The organism is Acinetobacter brisouii CIP 110357 (assembly GCF_000488275.1).
GTDB lineage: Bacteria > Pseudomonadota > Gammaproteobacteria > Pseudomonadales > Moraxellaceae > Acinetobacter > Acinetobacter brisouii.
Genome location: NZ_KI530764.1, coordinates 43,933 through 59,879, shown reverse-complemented (window position 1 = coordinate 59,879; position 15,947 = coordinate 43,933). Strand labels below are relative to the sequence as shown.

Sequence of the window (15,947 nt, the reverse complement as noted above, 5' to 3'; positions counted from 1 at the left end):
GTTTTTTTAGCAAATTTATTATACAATTTAAAAACCTATGGATCAGTCAATGGACTCTAAAATGACTCAATCTTTCAATAAGCTAGATACAGTTCTTCAAGATCTGCAGAAAGAAAGAAAAGTGAGTCCGACGCGCCAGCAAAAGTTTTTAGAGCGTAAAAATAATATTTTAATGATGGCTGAAACTTTATTATTAGAAAATAATCAGGAAATTAGCTTAAACGATATCGCGCTAGAACTGGATATTGCCAAAGGTACAATCTACAAACATTTTAAAAGTAAAAATCAGTTATACCTTGAACTGATTATCTTAAACGAAAAAAGATTATTGGAAATCTCCAAAAAATATAATCATGACATTAAAGTCTATGTGTTTAAGTACATGTTATACAATATGTTAAATTCTAGTCGAACAATTTTATTGCATAACATTGAAGAACGCCTGACCAATAATGAGCGCAATCTGAAACCTCTGTTTGAAGAATTATACAAAATACGCGAAGAAAGAATTATCGAAATCAAGGATATTACCAAAGACTATCTGCATCTTTTGAATAGCAATATGTCAATTCGTGATTATCTGTCTTATATCTGGACAGTCACTTATGGCGCATCATTATTATTAAATTCAACTTATTATCAAAAATCCATCGGCTCCCGTGAGCGTTTGGTCAAACTGTATATTGATCAGGCATTAATGATTCCTGACCGTTTAACCTCCTTGGACTTGCATTAATTGATTGTGTAGTCACAGGCGGTATATTCTCTAAACTTCTTTCATAACAACTTATACGCTCTCTACCTTTCTCCCATAGCAATCAATAAAAGGGGAGATGAAAGAAATATTCTGATGACGTATTACAACTTATATAGATGCAATTGATGTGAGTTATAGCCTGATTGATGCAGTAACCAATGTCTTTTTCTTAGATTGCGTTGTTTTTGCTAAAGATCTTCGGTCAGTATATTTTTAAAAAACCGAATGACTAAATTTACAAAAAGCTCACCTACATAGAGCGAGCTTTTTGTAAATCAATACTTTCAGTGCAATTATTGCAATGGCGAAACAGCGGTTGGTAATGCAATCATCGAATTCATTTGATGTGTCAACCATTGAGGCCCACCTTTAGGTGGCCAAATACCATCAGCCACAGATTTCGCGCGAACTTCTGAACGTTCATTTAGCGATGCGTATGGCCAAATACTCACAATTCGTGGTGTGCCACCCAGTGCATACATTGCAACGGTCAATTTGGAATATTCAGTACGGGTCGGTACCGCATTTTTCCACGCTTCAAGTACGTGAGGTACGCCACCATGTTTGAGTTCATAGGTGCGAATTTCATATACAGGGCCAAATTTTCCACGCTCAATTTCTGGCAAAAAATCAAATCCTGCAAAATGCTCAACTGAATAATCAATGATATTTTCACTTGAGTTAAATAAGTTTTCTTGAGCTGCCAAACGAGCATCTTCAGCATCTTGATCTTCTTTCGTATCAAAACCACGTAAAACAACAACTTGGTTTAACTGACCGATATCCGAAAACCATACACCAAATAATGTTCCTTTTGCTTCACTTGCAGCATAATATTCCTGAATACCCTGAGCCACTGTGCCTGCTGTACCCATTTTGATGGTGATATTGATTAATTCATAAAGTTTCATGCGGATTGACGCTCCTGCTGTAAATTTTGTGGCTGAGTTAAAATTGAGTTTTCATTTGTATTTTCACGTAGTTTTCCTGCTGCAAATTGAGCAATTCGCCACGCAAAAACCATTGCTGGACCGAGGGTTGTGCCAGGCCCTGGATAAGTTCCTTTGAATATTGAAGACAAGTCATTACCACAGGCAAACAAGCCCTGAATCACTTGATTGTTTTGATCGAGAACACGACCAAATTCATCACCTGCCAAACCACCACTACTGGCGCAGTCCATCGGAATCACTTCAAGTACGTAGTAAGGCCCTGTTTCCAGTTTGCCTAAACATGGGTTTGGTTGAACTTCAGAATCACCGTTAAAGCGGTTCATTACCCCTGTGCCTTTGGCAAAATCCGCATCGACACCTTGTTCAACGAAATGGTTATAACGCTTAACGGTTTGCTCTAAACTTTTCGGGTTGATCCCCACTTTTTGTGCAAGTTCTTGAAGTGTATCTGCTGAATATAAATATTTTTCACGTAAAAAATAATCGAGCTTTTTTGCACCAGGAAGCACAAAACCTAAGCCATATTTTTGAATAGCCGTATGATCACAAATCAGATAAGACTTAATTTTATCTTTACCTTGATTTGACGCAATTTGAGCCATACAGAAATCATGATAAGAATCTGCTTCATTCACGAAGCGCTTACCATCTGTATTTACTGCAATCACACCTGGTTTTGCGCGATCTAAAATAATATGCGGCCAAATGGCTTTATAACCATTTTTATGGGTATGAATGGAACATGGAAAATACAGAACGCTACTCTCTACAGATGGATCAAGCTTTGCACCAATTTGCATTGCTGTTATGAGACCATCACCTGTATTCGACATTGGCGAAAGTGACTCTTCGATTAACCCTTTAGGGAATAATTTTTGACGTAACTTTTGATTCCAACCAATGCCACCTGTTGCTAAAACAACACCTTGACGAGTTTTTACAGTAACAGTTTTTCCATTTTGAGTAATTTTTGCACCTGTAATTTTGCCATTTTCAACAATCAATTCTTGCAATGGAGAATCTAGCCAGACAGGCACATTTCTTTGTTTAAGGTTATAAAAAAGGCTGCCGACCAAAGCATTTCCCATCACCAAACGGGTGCCCCGTGGATAACGTAAACGTGACAGGAAGTAAGGCAAAACGACTTTCATCGTAGTCATAAAATTTATGCCTGATGAAAATGGATTGAGCAAGGCATTCAATTCATTACGATTCACCATCATCCCTCCCAAGCCCATAAACTCGAGGCGTGGTGGACGTACATATTTAAAGTCTGAACCCAATACACTTGCATCAAATTCAGCAGGTGCGAAGGCGCGTCCGCCCAAAGCTTCACCAGGTTGATTTTTGACATAATCAGGATGAGCAAGGCAAACATTCAGTTTTACAGATGTTTTATCTTCTAATTCTTGAATCATTTTGGGGCTAGAAGCTAAAAATGCTTCGCGGATTTTTTCCCCGCCACGATCCGCAACCACTGATTTTAAAAAGGCTCGTACATCTTCAATATGATCAGGTACACCGGCTTTCTGGCTTTGTACTGTTCCTGGTGCCCAAATCGTACCTCCTGAAGTTGCAGATGTTCCTCCGACTTGACTGGCTTTTTCGCACAGCAAGACATCTAATCCGTTTAATTTTGCAAATAATGCAGCAGACATTCCCGCAGCACCAGCACCAATGACCAATAAATCAACAACCTGTTCCATGTCATTTTCCTTTTGCTTGCCTGTTTATGCTTTTGTCGTATGAGCTTGTTTAACCAAATGATTTGCCGCGATATAACCAAATGTCATTGCAGGCCCCAAGGTAATTCCACCACTTGGATATTGCCCTCCCATGATAGAATTCATGTCATTACCCACGGCATATAAGCCTTGAATCGGTAAGCGCGTGTTTTTATCGAGAACGCAAGCATCATTGTCAGTGATTAACCCTGCAAAAGTACCCAAACTGCCAGGAACAATTTCAACCGCATAAAAAGGTCCTTTTTCAATCGGGGCAATACATGGGTTAGGTTTTTGCTCATGATCGCCTTGTGCTTTTTGATATGGCGTTGTGCCACGACCAAATTCATGATCTACGCCTTTATGCGCATCAGCGTTATAATTCATGATGGTATTTTTGAATGTCGTCATCTCTATTTGGCAAATTTTTGCCAAACTTTCGATGCTATTCGCTTGTTTCAAGTAACCATTATCAATCCAAGGTTGCATGGATATGGGAAATGGCTTGACTGCACCCAAGCCATATCGCCGAATAAACTTATGGTCACAAATTAGCCAGCAACGTGCCAAATCGCCTTTTTGTGTATTTTTAAATAAGTCTTTGATAAATGCAGGGTAAGAATCGCCTTCATTGGTAAAGCGTTTGCCATTTGGAAGTACTGCAATTAACCCTGGTTTACCACGTTCAACCAAATGTGGGAAACGGCCTAATGTTCCATCCAGACGAGGTATAAGTGATACAGGTGCCCATGCAGCATTGCATGAGAGGTTGGTATCCACTTCCGCACCGACACTTTCAGCAAGTTTTAAACCATCACCTGTATTGGTTTCAGGCGCAGCCGAAAAATGTGGCGTACCATCAGCAACATGCTGAAATAATTTAAGTTTACGTTCATCATCATGCGGGAAACCGCCTGTTGCTAAAACCACACCATGTTTCGCCTTGATCTGGACTAAACCTTCAGGTGTTTTAAAAATAGCCCCTGAAATTTTTCCATTTTCATCGATTAATTGCGTTGCTGAGTGATTGGCCAATAACTGAACATTTTGATCTAAAGCAGATTTTAATAATCGTGCAACTAAGGCGTTACCATTTACAATTTGTGTGGAACGATGCCTGAATAACAAATCGAAAACATGCCGTAGCACCCGTTTAGTCGCATAAAGAAATGAAGGCACAGCATTAAATGTATTAATAAAATGCTTCATATCTACACCTGAAGCAATCCCCATTCCCCAAACAGTGGTTTCTGGAATAGCAGGTTTTAATAAATGTAAGTTTGAACCTAATTCACGCCCGTCAAATGGTGCAGCAACGATAGAACGCCAACCGACACGCGAACCTTCCAGATTAAAAAAATCAGGTACAGCAGCACCAACATTAAATTTTACACTGCTTGATTTTTCAAAAAAATCAACCATTTCAGGTGCTTTAGTCAAATAAGTATGAATACGTGATTCATCGTATTTTTCACCAAGCACATTTTTAAGATATTGTTTCGGTGTTTCAATCGGCTCAGCTTGCCCAGCATGTTTTGCATGTGGTGTATTGGGAATCCAAAGCCAGCCACCTGAAACCGCAGTCGTTCCACCAAATACGGTTGCTTTTTCAGCAACGATAACATTTAAACCCTGAGTTGCCGCGGTCACAGCAGTCGAAAGTCCACCTGCTCCAGAACCGATGACCAAGACATCACATTCATATTGATGGCGGAACTTTGCCGTCAAAGCAGTAAAGTCGTGTTGAGTTGACGCATTCATAAACTACCCCGCTGCTGTGTCCATTTGCGCGAGTGCAACAAGTTTTTTTATTGCCTCTAAATTTATTCGGGCACGTTCAAGTGCAGGTAACTTGGCAAGTTCTAAATTTGGAACTTCTGCTGCCAAGGTTAAATCGTTGGGTAATGCCGCAATTAAAGCCACCAAATCAATCTCACCTTGTCCTGGAACCAAGCGGTTTGAACGCGCAACTGTAATTAAACCTTCATCACTTGGATCATAATCAGCTAAACCATCACAAAGCTGGACGTAGTTTATGCGTGATTTAGGCAATGCCTTGACTTGTTCAATTGTTGAGTCAGAACGATCAAAATGCAGAGAATCAATTAAAACTGCAGCGTTACTTTGAGCAGATTGTTCAACGATGAAATTCGCTTGCTCTAGATTTTTAACTTCAGTCCACGGCATAAATTCCAGATCACAGCTCAAACCGTATTGCTTTGAAAGCTCACAAAATTGTGCAAAGTTCTCAATTAGACGGTTCTGTTCGGGGTCGTTCCCTGCAACTAAAATATGTTTTGCATCAAGTCGTTGTGCGACTTCTAAAAACTTCAAATAGTTTTGCCCATTAAAGTCAGGTGTCAGACGTATGATTTCTACATCCGCAACCTGCACACCAGTATCTTTAAGTGCTGTCACGGTTTCAGACACAACATTTGCATCGGTTAAAATCGGATAGTCAGCTTCCTTGGGTGCAGCAGGCAAAAGGCGTAATCCGACTTTTGCATACCCACACTCTGCTGCAATCTTGACTGCTTCCACTGGAGCAACATCAGCAACAGTCAAAAATGAAAGTGAATACTGACGCTTAGGTGGATTTTTTTGTAGATCAAGCGGCATCATGTTTCATGTCTCCATGACCAGAGCCATTTTCAAGCAAATAATTCACCATCAAATCACGCACTTGAACAAACATTTCTGTACCCATCACCACTGTACAACCCAACTCCAAAGCTTTAGAAATAAACGGGGTTTTTTCAGGACTGGTCACAACATCGGCAACCGACATTTCAGCGGTTAATTGGTCGAGTAGGTACGCTGCAGATTGATCACCGTTCATTCCCATTGGGGTTGCATTGACAACAATATCGAAACCTGAAGGATCATTATCATGAGCAATCACTTTGCCTTGACCTAAAGCATTTAAACGTTCAACCAGTTGTTGCTGGCGAGTTGTGTCTACATCAAAAATAGCCAGTTCAGTCACACCAGCCATCAATAGTTCATACGCAATCGCTTTGCCAGCACCGCCTGCACCTGCCAAAATGGCACGTTTATCTTTAAGCTGAATATGTTTAGCTTTAATGGCCTGAATCATGCCTGTACCATCCAGCATGTCACCTTCCCAACCCGCCGCAGTGCGGCGCATGGTATTGACAGCTCCAATAAACTTGGCGCGGTCAGTCACTTGATCACAACATTGCAACGCAGTGATTTTGTGCGGCACAGTCACAATCAAACCATCGGTATTGAGCATATTTTTAGTGCTTTCAACAAAGGCAGGAAAATGATCTGGATGCACATCTGCAGGGGAAACAATTGCATTTAAACCTTTATTGATTAGCTCATGAGTCACGCCTTCAGGTGATTTCACTTGTTTAATTGGATGCCCAACCACAAAATAAAGACGAGTAGATCCATTCAATTGAATATCCATAATTCAATATCCTTTTAAAATAAGCAGGTTAGGTTAAAATTTACTTTTAAGAGTGTGCCTTAGATTTGAGCGTTATCTAGCTCACGTTGCTGTATACGTTTAGGGGAATAAATAAGTTTCATTAACATCAGGGCAATAATGATGCCGATCGTTGGCAAACATAAAATCAGGAAGATTTTACTGGCAGCCCAGCCTAGGCTTAAGAAATATGCGCCTGCAAAAGCACTTGCGACTGCACCTAAACGCCCGATTCCGTGCATCCAGCTATTGCCTGTTGCCCGAGCAAAAACTGGATAAAATGAACTTGAAATACTATTCATACCCGCATTAGCACCATTCATCCACATCCCGATGAAGAAACACATGGTGCTATACAGCATGAAGTTATGCCCTGCATCCCCAACAAAAACCATGAAGACAACCGCAAGTGCATAGGCAAATACCAAACCAAGATGCGGATTGACTTTATCCATAAGATAGCCGCATGCAATACATCCAATCGGTCCACCAAGCTGATAAATGGCTGTAATCAGAGAAGCTTCACTAATGCTAAAACCAAATTCATGCGTCATCATCGGTAACCAGCTACCCAACAGATAAACCACAAACAACCCCGATGCGTAACTCCACCACAGCAAAAAGCTTCCTATGAAATAAAATGGGCTCAAGACAGTTTTAACAGGGTTATCTACGGTATTTGTCTTTGGCTGAGGTAATACAAATACGGTGTTACGAGTATCAAAGCTCGGGGCCATTTTATGAATAATGGCATCAATTTCTTCTTTAGGATGTTGCTTAAGTACCTTATAACCAATAGATTCAGGTAATTTAAAGATTGCAATAGTCGCAAGCAAAATTGGTAAGATGCCTCCAATAATCATCATGGCATGCCAGCTAAAATGCGGAATCACCCAAGCTGCAAGAAAACCACCAATCGCGGCACCAATAGTGAAGCCACTCAAAATAATCGTTACTAAACGACCATTCACTTTCATCGAAGAATAATCTGTGACCAAGGTGACGGCTTGAGGCATAACACCGCCCATAAACAGACCCGCAATAAAACGAAACATCATCAGCTCTGTCACGTTTGTAGATAGTGCGGCCAGTAAGGTAAATACACCAAAACCAAACAGGTTTGTGATCAAGAGTTTTTTACGCCCGAATTTGTCTGCCAAAGGCCCTGAAATGACCGCACCGACTGCCAAACCGATTAAAGCCGCACTCATGACTGGCGCGAGATCAGTGGTGCTGATGCCCCATGCCTGTTTGATCACAGGAGCAACAAATCCCATTACCGAGATATCAATACCATCGACAACGACGATCATTAAACATAAGAAAATAATCATTTTTTGCATAGGAGAAATCCGATTTTCATCGATAAACTCCCGTAAATTGACTTGTTGAGTCATGCACTTTTCCCTCAGTGTTCGCCAGTAAAATATGCGTTTTCCATCGCATGACTGGTTGTTGTTATCCATTCAGATTCTGAACTTTTAAAGAACTCAGAAATGACCTTTTCTGAGTTAAGCGATTTATCTCATCTGTATTTAAGATAGAATCTAATCGTACTATAATCGGTTTTTTAAATTTTTGGAACACTGTTCCAAAAAATAATATCAGGATTTTTATGCTCAGCAATAATGATCGTTCTTTACTCATCCTTGAGGCACTATTAAAAGAAGTGAATGGATGCGCACTTAGCCAACTTGCGGTTGATCTGGATATTCCTAAATCCGCCATGCACCGCATTCTGACAGCGATGAAAGAGATGGGTTATATCTATCAGGATGAATCCTCACAGCACTACAAACTTACCCTTAAAATTGCCTCAATGGGTTTGAGTTACTTATCCTCTCGTTCTATTACTGAAACCTTTCAGCCGTATCTGACAGAACTTGCTGAAACCTCAGCCGAACTGGTTCGTTTAGGCCTGATTGAAGATGAGAAAATCATTTGGATTGGTAAGGCACAAGGCGCTAAATCTGGTCTAAAATATGACCCAGACTCAGGAAATGTCGCCTACTTGCCCGCATCTGCATGCGGTCTTGCCTACCTCTCTGCGCTAAACCAAGATGATTTTTCCCGTCTTGTGGAACGTGAAGGTTTTGACAAAGCCAAAAACTTTGGACCCAATACACCTAAAACACTCACTGAACTCGAAAAAATCGTTCAAGCATCCAAACAACGAGGTTATGGCATCATCAGCGATACGTATGAACTGGGTATGTCTGCGATGGCACGAATTATTATCAATCCCCATACAGGCAAACCTTTTGGAACGGTCAGTATTGCTGGTCCATCTGTCCGCCTCAATCAAAAACGTATCGAGGAACTCGCGCCCGCTCTGATAGCAACTGCCGATAAAATTTCTTCCATTATTGACTTGATCCATATTTAATTTCATCCATACGGATTGTCTTTGCCTCATCGGAGAAGGCAATCCGTAAATGTTCGATGTATAACAATTTGCTTATCCTTTGCATCTCAAGCTCCTGTTTTTATAAGTTTATTTGTGGCAAACCAACAAAGGCTTAACTTTGAATTTAATTTGATAGATGAGCCAGATAATCGTTGCCATAAGCAGAATCGAAATTAGCCATAAAGTAACGATGAGTCCCATATACTCAATCAAATAACTCGAAAAGATGACAGGCCAAATCGTTCCCTGATATGCGATAAATAAATAGCTTGAAAAGATCAACGGATTTTTTTCAAGCTCTATAATTTTCCCAATAAAATAATATGCAGCACTTAGCGAGAATCCATGTCCTATCCCTGTGAGTAAAATACTCAGGAATAAAAAGGTCATGCCATGTTCGATTTCTGCGACCACAAGACTGATTGTTCCAAGCAACAATGCTACCAAACCATAGGACAATACATTCATCTCTTTCAAAGATTTGCAGAACAATTGACTCAGCACTGAAACAAACAAAATGATCGAAATAGAAAAGCCTGTAAATGTAGCTGAGGAGTGAATCGCCAAGTTTCGTATAAACGTTCCAGCCAAAGCCGCATACAAGCTAAATGCACCGAAACTACACAGTGCTGAAATACTGCATATCCAGAAAATTTTACGGGATGCGGCTTGAGGTAAAATTAACCCTTCAACTTTAAGGAGTTCACTCCATTTATATTTTTTTTCTGGCTGATTCTTGGGCTGAACCAAAAACACACTGAATAAAACGACTCCAGAAAATATTGCCATAATCCAATAAGGGTCTGCCAATGGATGATGAGTGTGATCTGCCAAGATACCTCCCAGTAAAGGGCCTAAAGCAAAACCCAATATGGTAATCATGGAGGTTAATTTTTCTGAAAGCATTTTGTTCCTAAAAGGATACTGATCTTTAAGACCCACCATTGCTGCTGTCGTAATAAGACCAGAAGCAATTCCTATTAAAAACCGAGAGAAACTCAACAACCAAATCGATAAAGCACAGGCTGACAAAATCATACCCATAATGCTTAGGCTAAGACTGACAACAATAACCTGCTTATAGTTATAAATCGCATTCAATTTACTTAAAAATAGCAGTGAAAATACCACACCAAGCATATAAGCAATAAAGATGTACCCCACTTGTGAAGTCGTAATTCCCCAAACCTGCTCATAAATTGCGTAAAGAGGACTTGCTAATGCCGTACTCACAGCAGCAAGACATAGCGCAAAACTAATAATCATGTATTGCAGACTAGAACTTGGCGTTTGCATCAGTTTAACCAAAAATGACTTTTAAGTCGATTTTAATCAAAAGTGACCTACAGGTCAATTTATGTTACATTAAGTTGATATAGACAATTATTGAATGTGCTATGGATAAACCAAGAACCCGCGGCCCAAGTCTTGAAAAAACACAAGAAACACGACATAAAATTCTCGATGCTGCACTGCAACACTTTATTCAGGAAGGATTTGCCCGAAGTAAAATTTCTGATATTGCAAAACACGCAGAGTTAGGCAAAGGAACAATTTATTCTTATTTTGAAACCAAGGAACAATTGTTTGAAGGTGTCATTGATGCGTTCATGAATGAATCTTTTCGCCCGATTAAAGCGCATGAAATTCAAGATGATGAGTCAGTATATGACTTCATTTGCAAAAAGATTGTGCCGAGCGTTTTAACCCTGGAATCCACAGGGCGTGCCGATATGGCACTGCTCATTTTACGTGAAGGGAAAAACTTCCCCAGCATTTTACAAACCTATTGCAACAAGATTTTTTTACCAATCCAACATGAACTACAGCAACTTGTTGAACTGGCGATACAACGTCAAGAACTCCCTGCTCACATTAATCCGAAATCCTTTGCATTACTGATTGTCAGTCCAATGTGGATGGGTATGATTCATAATCACATCCTTAATTCAAATGAAGTCTTACAATTAGATCAATTATTTAAAGAGAATTTAAAACTTTTATTTCAATCTTGAACTGCTGTTTGAATAGATTGCTTTCATGATGATTTATCTAATCTTTGTCTTTTCGACACAGGAAAACGGATCCATGCAAGGCATCGTGGTGAACAAACTTTTCTTGCCCATTTTCTTTCAAAGATCTTCAGCCTAACCCTAGACCAGATTTTAGGTAGAGTCGTTGTGTTTTGTTCTCACTCTCATCAGAACAAAACAAAGAGAACTTCATCAACAACTCGTGCGGGCTCTAATTCCCTATCGAACGTATCGTCAAAGGGTGGAGCTGTTAACTTGTCAGAATCCGAAAATCGGGATGCAATTGCTGCCAGTGCATTTTTAATTTTTCTTTATGAACTGTCGCCATAGGCAGATCGGCTAATGCTTTTGGCCACAGTGTCCGCGCCTTAGCCATAACATCATGCAACTGCTTTTCAATGACTCGCCAAGGAACCCCCACTTTCTCTGCCCATTGTTGAAAGTGCTTCATTTCAGCTAAATACCAGTCCTTGTTTTTGGCCAGATTTAAGGCAAAATGTCGCTCATTTTCAATATAGACACTGGTCATTAAAATATCATAGGCAGGTGAAAATCTGGGTATGCGCGTATCGGGGTAGATCATGCTCCAGTTTTTTAAATGAGCATCGCCATTTGCCAGTAAAATATTGATCAGAATACGACTGGCAAATTGTTGAATATCCAAAATTTTATTTCCAGAATACTGATAAATAATTTGACCGATCTGCTCATAATTGGTGGTACTGTATTTTTGGTGTGGATACGCCCCAAAAATCTGAGCAAAATCTTCAATATGAATTCGTTCTGTGGTCTGATCAGTGCTGTGCCGGTCAAATCTTTTGATTGCAAACGCATATTGTTCTTGAGGCAAATTCAGCACAGGTAAATCCTGTAGACATGCCACATCTACCAGTTGAATCTCTGGAATTTCGATTCCTGCCATTTGAGCAAGCATCATGATCGAATATTCATTCAGCGGTACAAAAGCATGCCGTGAGGAAGGCGTTTTAATGATCCAGTCTCCCAGTAAAGCCGACTCTGCACCATGTGCCAAAGTAAAACGCCCATCTTGAGCTTTCATGGAAAACTTCATCTGCACGCCAGCAAGCGAAAACTTATTATCTGTCTGTAGTTCTTGCGGTATAACTTGGTCAGTATCTGAGATTTGAAGCTTGTATTTTATAACATCTGGAATTTCATCAAGATTTGCCTGTGTTGCAAGCAATGCACCTGGCAGGTCATGCCCCAAAGCAGCCAGCAACTGGAATTCATTGTCAATATGGAGTTTCAAGCTGCTGGCAATCAGCTCTCGCAAGGCCCCTTCAGGCAATAAGTTCGATAGCAATGGATGTAAGCGCTGATGTGTTACGAAGGTCTTTTCCAAGATTTTTTCAGATTGTGGATATACAGGCGAAGTTAATACACTCAGTGTTGGGCGTTGTGAATCAAGCCGAAAGGCATCAGTAAAAACCAGAATATTCTTTCCGTTCTGAAACCCTGCCAAGTATCCGATTACGACATGGTGTAATATTAATTTCAGAACACTGACGCTATTCATGATTCAGCATCTCCCAGTAGACCTTTCCACGGGTTAGTCATTAAATCATCCTGATCTTCAATGCTGATTTTAATTTCATCATTTAACAACTGCCTGACCAGATATGCTTTATCGTCAGGAATCAGCATCAACTGTGCATTGAGCCCTGCGGCAACAATTTCCAGCGTATCCAAGCGTGGATTGCCCTGACTTTCCAGTTTTTGATACTGCTGCCGCGATATGCCTGTACGAGATTGCATCTCCGCTTGCTTAAAGCCAAGTTGGAGGCGTCTTCGTTTAATTTGCCGAAGTAAAGGCTCATTCATGGTAGATACTTTGATTGATTTTTAATTCATTAAGCAATATATTAGTTTCTTTTTTTACATAAAGCAATTTATTGATTGCTTTTACAAAAGATGTAAGCGTTCTGAAGTTTATGGATTAGCATTCAATCATGATTTGAAAATAGAAAGATATAGATTGATCGCCTTTCATAAAACGATTTAAAATTAACCAACACATCTAAATTTTTATTAAATTCGTGTATTTACCCAGTTTTCAGTATTTTCTACTTATTGTTCCTACTTGCTTAATTTTAATAGGCTGTACTTTTATTGTCGGGTATCTGATGTTTCATGCTCCAAAATATTTATTTTGGTGCGGGATCGGATATATTTTACCATCTAGTGCATTAGGCATTCAGAGTCTTATGACAAATGAGCAAATGACTCTGACCGCCCCATGGATCGGAATTTTATATCTTTGTGGGACTTGGGCTTTAACCCATGGCATAAGACTAAAAGTAAAAGCGAAATCCTATTTTTTAGCCTCATTGCTTTTAGTTTTATGTGGTATCTGTTTACTGGGCTATCTGTCATATATTGATCAGAAATTCTGGTTGAGAATGCTGACCATCAACTTTGTCATCACCTGCCTGCTGGCGATGGTTGTGCCGGGTGTTTATTCTTATTTCAAACAGGTGTCTTTATTAGGTAAAATTTTCTGTTTTAGCTACTTTTTCTTAACAATTTACAATGCCATAAGATTTTTAGTCATTCTCTTCTATCTTCAAGATATAGATGCCATCAATTTATCGTTCTCAAATTGGTGGATGTTGATGCTGGCGATTAATATTATCTTAAGTATCTGGTTTGCAATCATTATTGTAGCCACAACCATCAAAGAGCAATTCACCTTACTCAATCATGAACGCTATCAGGACCCTCTCACTAAACTCTATAATCGAAGAGGATTTTTTGAAAAAACTGACATGCTGATTAAAAAATATCAGGCAGCCAATTTATATATTATTATGTGTGATATCGATCATTTTAAGAAAATTAATGATACTTGGGGTCATGCGATCGGCGATAAAATCCTATGTGATATCGCGCATATATTAAAAGACAGCGTTCGCGAAGACGATTTAATTGCTAGATTTGGCGGCGAAGAATTTGTCATCATGATTAAATGTTCAAACTATGCGTCAACCATAAAACTCGCAGATCGTATACGCGATAGAATAGAAAAACAGTCATTTACTGAGCATTATATTGACGTGACCGTTAGCTTTGGAATTGCTGAAATAGAAAGCCATACACAACTTCTGCAGACATTGGAACTCGCAGATAAGCGACTTTACATTGCAAAAAATAATGGTCGAAATCAAATTTGTTTTCATTGAAAACGATTGCGAGACACTATTTTAAATTTTGTATCAATGAACGGCCAACACTTTAGCCAACAAATAATGACCATCCTGCTGTGCCATTTTTACAATAGACTGTAACCATTTTTCCCGTTGAGTAGCGCTTGAACCACGAATCGAACCCATATAATGAGTTTTGACTTTTTTAACGCCACAAAATTGTAAGGTTGCTTGTTTAAGCTGCCGAGTGCTTGGCTCTCCAAAATACCATTTATAAGTCCAACCTGATTGGTCTAAGGTCGTCACAATTCGAGCTGTTTTATTTTGTAGATGCCCGCGAATCCAATTGCTTTTATCGTAATAACTAAATGCCATAGAAGGCAGAAAAACACGGTCAATAAAACCTTTTGTAATCGCAGGAAGCCCTCCCCACCAAACAGGAAAAATCCAGACAAGATGATCAGCCTCCATGATTTTTCTCCAAGCCTCAACCAAATCAGGCTCTAAATTCATTCTTTTTTCATAGCCATATTTTAAATTTGGGTCAAAATTCAATTGACCTATTTCAATTACATCAACCCATACACCTTGTTCAGCAGCCGAATCAGCATAAGCCTGTACCAATGCATGATTAAAACTGCTTACTGAAGGATGACCATTGATCACGACGATTTTTCTTATTGAAGTTGAAGCATTCATAATTTTCTCTAAATTTTTAAAATTATAATTTCAGATATCAAGTGATATTTGAAATATAGATGGCAAACTTATCGCATAAAATTTAAGATAGCAAGTGATATTTAAAATCTAAACACAGTTATGGAACACGCTAAAATATCTCGTGATGAGAAACAGATACAGACTCGATTACACTTAATCAATGCAGGATTTCATTTGATTTCTGAGCAAGGATATAGCGCTGTATCTATCAGAAATATCTCAAAATATGCAGGATATACTCAAGGTGCTTTTTACTCGAATTTTAGTCATAAAGAAGAGTTCTTACTCACGCTTATGAAGAGTCAGTTTGAGCAGGAAAATGCCCAATTACAAAAAATCATGACTCAAATCGATTCGGATTTTTCTTCATTGCTAGAAAAACTTGAACTTTGGCTGACTGACTTTTTTCAAAATGATGAGTGGTTAAAGATTTCAATCGAACTACAACTGTATGCAGCACGTGAAGAAAGTTTCGCTACTGAATATAAACAAGTTTGGCAAACTCATCACGAACAAATTTCTAAAATCTTGATTCAACTTTTCTCACACTACAAGCAAGTTGACGCAGAACAGCTTGAAGCAAAAATCTTGGAAATTATTTCATTAAGTTACGGTTTAGCTCTGCAATATATGATTTTTAAAGATGATCTAAACAAATACATTCAAATTATTATTCAGCGTTTGATTGGACAAATTTAATGATTTGATCAAACTTTTTTCAATGAATAAATTAGA

The 15,947-nt window shown here is 39.1% G+C and carries 15 protein-coding genes; 5 read left to right on the top strand and 10 right to left on the bottom strand.

All coding sequences use genetic code 11. From position 1 onward, the window contains the following. Positions 1-121: 121 nt before the first annotated feature. On the top strand, positions 122-736 hold the full coding sequence (locus P255_RS13415; protein WP_035365673.1) for a TetR/AcrR family transcriptional regulator: 615 nt from the start codon (positions 122-124) through the stop codon (positions 734-736). Positions 737-1,050: 314 nt separating this feature from the next. On the opposite strand, the gene P255_RS13410 is transcribed toward P255_RS13415, so the two are convergent. The 6 genes from P255_RS13410 to P255_RS13385 are packed head-to-tail and all read right to left on the bottom strand — an operon-like array spanning position 1,051 to position 8,285. After that, entirely contained in the window at positions 1,051-1,668 is a 618-nt protein-coding gene (locus P255_RS13410; protein ID WP_004898076.1) for an NIPSNAP family protein, read from the bottom strand. Further along, on the bottom strand, positions 1,665-3,416 hold the full coding sequence (locus tag P255_RS13405; RefSeq protein ID WP_004898077.1) for an FAD-dependent oxidoreductase: 1,752 nt from the start codon (positions 3,414-3,416) through the stop codon (positions 1,665-1,667). The genes P255_RS13410 and P255_RS13405 overlap by 4 nt, the downstream gene beginning before the upstream one ends. 24 nt (positions 3,417-3,440) lie before the next feature. Further along, entirely contained in the window at positions 3,441-5,195 is a 1,755-nt protein-coding gene (locus tag P255_RS13400; protein ID WP_004898080.1) for an FAD-dependent oxidoreductase, read from the bottom strand. Between the two features lie 3 nt (positions 5,196-5,198). Further along, positions 5,199-6,056 (bottom strand): sugar phosphate isomerase/epimerase family protein, encoded by an 858-nt coding sequence (locus P255_RS13395; protein WP_004898081.1) that lies wholly within the window; start codon positions 6,054-6,056, stop codon positions 5,199-5,201. Beyond that, complete coding sequence (locus tag P255_RS13390; protein WP_004898084.1) at positions 6,043-6,870, bottom strand: shikimate dehydrogenase family protein; 828 nt, start codon at positions 6,868-6,870, stop codon at positions 6,043-6,045. The genes P255_RS13395 and P255_RS13390 overlap by 14 nt, the downstream gene beginning before the upstream one ends. Before the next feature lie 59 nt (positions 6,871-6,929). After that, positions 6,930-8,285, bottom strand: a complete 1,356-nt coding sequence (locus tag P255_RS13385) for an MFS transporter (RefSeq protein ID WP_004898087.1) — start codon at positions 8,283-8,285, stop codon at positions 6,930-6,932. 218 nt (positions 8,286-8,503) lie between these two features. On the opposite strand from P255_RS13385, the gene P255_RS13380 reads away from it, so the two are divergent. Then, positions 8,504-9,274: an IclR family transcriptional regulator gene (locus tag P255_RS13380; protein ID WP_004898089.1), complete on the top strand. Its 771-nt coding sequence runs from the start codon at positions 8,504-8,506 to the stop codon at positions 9,272-9,274. A gap of 108 nt (positions 9,275-9,382) precedes the next feature. Here P255_RS13380 and P255_RS13375 read toward each other — a convergent pair whose 3' ends face one another. Beyond that, the gene (locus P255_RS13375; protein WP_004898093.1) at positions 9,383-10,591 is read right to left on the bottom strand and encodes an MFS transporter; all 1,209 of its coding nucleotides are present in this window, start codon (positions 10,589-10,591) and stop codon (positions 9,383-9,385) included. Positions 10,592-10,692: 101 nt separating this feature from the next. Between P255_RS13375 and P255_RS13370 the strand changes: the two genes are divergently transcribed. Then, positions 10,693-11,310: a TetR/AcrR family transcriptional regulator gene (locus P255_RS13370; RefSeq protein ID WP_004898094.1), complete on the top strand. Its 618-nt coding sequence runs from the start codon at positions 10,693-10,695 to the stop codon at positions 11,308-11,310. Positions 11,311-11,578: 268 nt separating this feature from the next. Here the strand turns inward: P255_RS13370 and P255_RS13365 are convergent, their stop codons facing one another. Then, complete coding sequence (locus P255_RS13365) at positions 11,579-12,865, bottom strand: type II toxin-antitoxin system HipA family toxin (RefSeq protein WP_004898096.1); 1,287 nt, start codon at positions 12,863-12,865, stop codon at positions 11,579-11,581. After that, complete coding sequence (locus tag P255_RS13360; RefSeq protein ID WP_004898098.1) at positions 12,862-13,170, bottom strand: helix-turn-helix transcriptional regulator; 309 nt, start codon at positions 13,168-13,170, stop codon at positions 12,862-12,864. Before P255_RS13360 ends, P255_RS13365 begins: the two co-directional genes overlap by 4 nt. A 302-nt stretch (positions 13,171-13,472) precedes the next feature. On the opposite strand from P255_RS13360, the gene P255_RS13355 reads away from it, so the two are divergent. Continuing rightward, positions 13,473-14,528, top strand: coding sequence for a GGDEF domain-containing protein (locus P255_RS13355; protein WP_004898100.1), 1,056 nt, complete (start codon positions 13,473-13,475; stop codon positions 14,526-14,528). Positions 14,529-14,561: 33 nt separating this feature from the next. On the opposite strand, the gene P255_RS13350 is transcribed toward P255_RS13355, so the two are convergent. Further along, positions 14,562-15,191 (bottom strand): NAD(P)H-dependent oxidoreductase, encoded by a 630-nt coding sequence (locus P255_RS13350; protein ID WP_004898103.1) that lies wholly within the window; start codon positions 15,189-15,191, stop codon positions 14,562-14,564. Positions 15,192-15,311: 120 nt separating this feature from the next. Between P255_RS13350 and P255_RS13345 the strand changes: the two genes are divergently transcribed. Continuing rightward, positions 15,312-15,911 (top strand): TetR/AcrR family transcriptional regulator, encoded by a 600-nt coding sequence (locus P255_RS13345; RefSeq protein ID WP_004898105.1) that lies wholly within the window; start codon positions 15,312-15,314, stop codon positions 15,909-15,911. The last annotated feature ends 36 nt before the right edge of the window (positions 15,912-15,947 follow it).